General features: G+C 68.9%; 2 protein-coding genes and 1 pseudogene. All 3 read left to right on the forward strand.

The window, feature by feature from the left end; all coding sequences use genetic code 11:
* Positions 1-262 (forward strand): annotated as a pseudogene (locus ABTZ89_RS38410) (hypothetical protein); the annotation flags it as partial.
* A complete protein-coding gene (locus ABTZ89_RS38415) occupies positions 259-429 on the forward strand; it encodes a ParB N-terminal domain-containing protein (RefSeq protein ID WP_351054358.1) in 171 nt (56 codons plus the stop codon). The pseudogene ABTZ89_RS38410 and the gene ABTZ89_RS38415, both read left to right, overlap by 4 nt.
* 66 nt (positions 430-495) lie before the next feature.
* Positions 496-1680 carry an MFS transporter gene (locus ABTZ89_RS38420; RefSeq protein WP_351054355.1) on the forward strand — a complete coding sequence of 395 codons (1185 nt, stop codon included), beginning with the start codon at positions 496-498 and terminating at the stop codon, positions 1678-1680.
* The last annotated feature ends 117 nt before the right edge of the window (positions 1681-1797 follow it).

Genomic DNA, 1797 nt, shown 5'->3' on the forward strand with positions numbered 1-1797 from the left:
TAGACGGCACGATGGTGTGAACCCTGGTTCCGCAGTTTCAATTGAAACTGTGATCCGTCGTGGGTGGGATCTGCAGTTTCAATTGAAACTGCGGTTCCCGCCTGCGGTCTCGGTCGAGCCCGGCGCCCGGCTGGACGACCCGGGATCGTTCACCTGCGAGCTGCCGCGCGGCGAGGAGACCTCGGACAGCACTGCGGCGATGAAGACCGCGGTGATCGGGCCCGGGGTCAGCCGTACCTCACCGACGGGCGCCACACCCTGACCAGCTTCGCGGAAACGCCCGATGGCGGTCAGAACATGCACGTCCGGTTGCGGGTGGTGGCGAACCTCAGCGCGCTCTCGCCGGACGAATTCTGGGCCGAGATGCAGCGCCACGCTGGCAAGCTCGCCTACCTGTTGGAGTACAAGCGGGCCCACGGGATCTCCTGACGGTTTCGAGTCATATGTCCAGGTGCGGGCGCTGGGTCTGCTTTGCTGCCCGTTGTGCTCGAACCATTGCGGCATCGCAGTTTCCGCTACCTGGTCGCTGGCCGGACGATCGTCTACCTGGGGAACGCGATCGCACCGGTGGCGTTGGCGTTCGCGGTGCTCGACGGGCTGGGGTCGGTTGCCGAGATCGGGCTGATCGTGGCCTGCCGGTCCGCGGCCAACGTGCTGCTCCTGCTGTTCGGCGGGGTGCTCGCCGACCGGTTTCCCCGGCAGCACGTCCTCACCGGGGCGAGCCTGCTGGCCGCGGGCAGCCAGGGTCTGGTCGCAGTCGCGGTGCTGCAGGGATTCGCGACGGTGCCGCTGCTGGCCCTGCTCAGCGTGGTCAACGGGGCGGCTGCAGCGGCTGCGTTGCCGGCGTCCTCCGCGCTGATCCCGCAGACGGTGCCCGTCGACGTGCTACGTCCAGCCAACGCGCTGGCCCGGATGGGCACCACCGGCGCCATGATCGCCGGAACCTCGGCCGGTGGACTGCTGATCGCCGTGACGAGCCCGGGGTGGGGACTCGCGGTGGACGCCGCGGCTTTCGCCGTCGCAGCCGCCTGTTTCGCGGGGATCCGGGTTCCGGCGGTCGCTGAACGCGGAGCTTCGGTCCGGGCCGAACTGCGGGAAGGCTGGCGGGAGTTCCGCTCGCGGCGGTGGGTGTGGGCGGTGGTGCTCCAGTTCCTGGTGGTCAACGCCGCGGTCGTCGGCGGGATCAACGTGCTGGGGCCGAAGATCGCGGAGGACACCGTCGGGCGAGGCGCGTGGGGACTGGTGCTGGCCGTGCAGATGGTCGGCGCGCTGTGCGGCGGCCTGATCGCGGCTCGGTGGTCCCCGGAGCGCGCCTTGCTGTTCGGGTGCGCGGTCGTGGTGCTGGACGCGATCCCGTTGGTGGTGCTCGCCGTCTCGCCCGTGCTCTGGTTGCTGCTGGTGGCGATGTTCATCAGCGGGATCGCGATCGAGCAGTTCGCCGTGGCCTGGGAAACCGCGCTGCAGCAGAACATCCCCGAGGACCGGCTGGCGCGCGTTTACTCCTACGACGCGCTGGGATCCTTCCTCGCGATGCCCATCGGCGCAGCCCTGATCGGTCCCGTCGCGACCGGCCTCGGCGACGAGTCCGCCCTGCTGATCACCGCGGCGAGCATCGTCATCGCAACCGCAGCCGTCCTCACCGTCCCCGAAGTCCGCAACCTGCGCTCAGCGTCCGAATGACGGTCGTGAGTGCGTAACAGTGTTCGAACACATGTTACCACAAACGACCCCCCCCACCCCAACAAAAAGTGAATATAGCAACCAGGCCGGGGGGGGGGGGCGGCGGCGGGGCAGGAC

This window comes from Saccharopolyspora sp. NPDC002686, assembly GCF_040295745.1.
In the GTDB taxonomy this organism is placed as follows: Bacteria; Actinomycetota; Actinomycetes; order Mycobacteriales; family Pseudonocardiaceae; genus Saccharopolyspora; species Saccharopolyspora oryzae.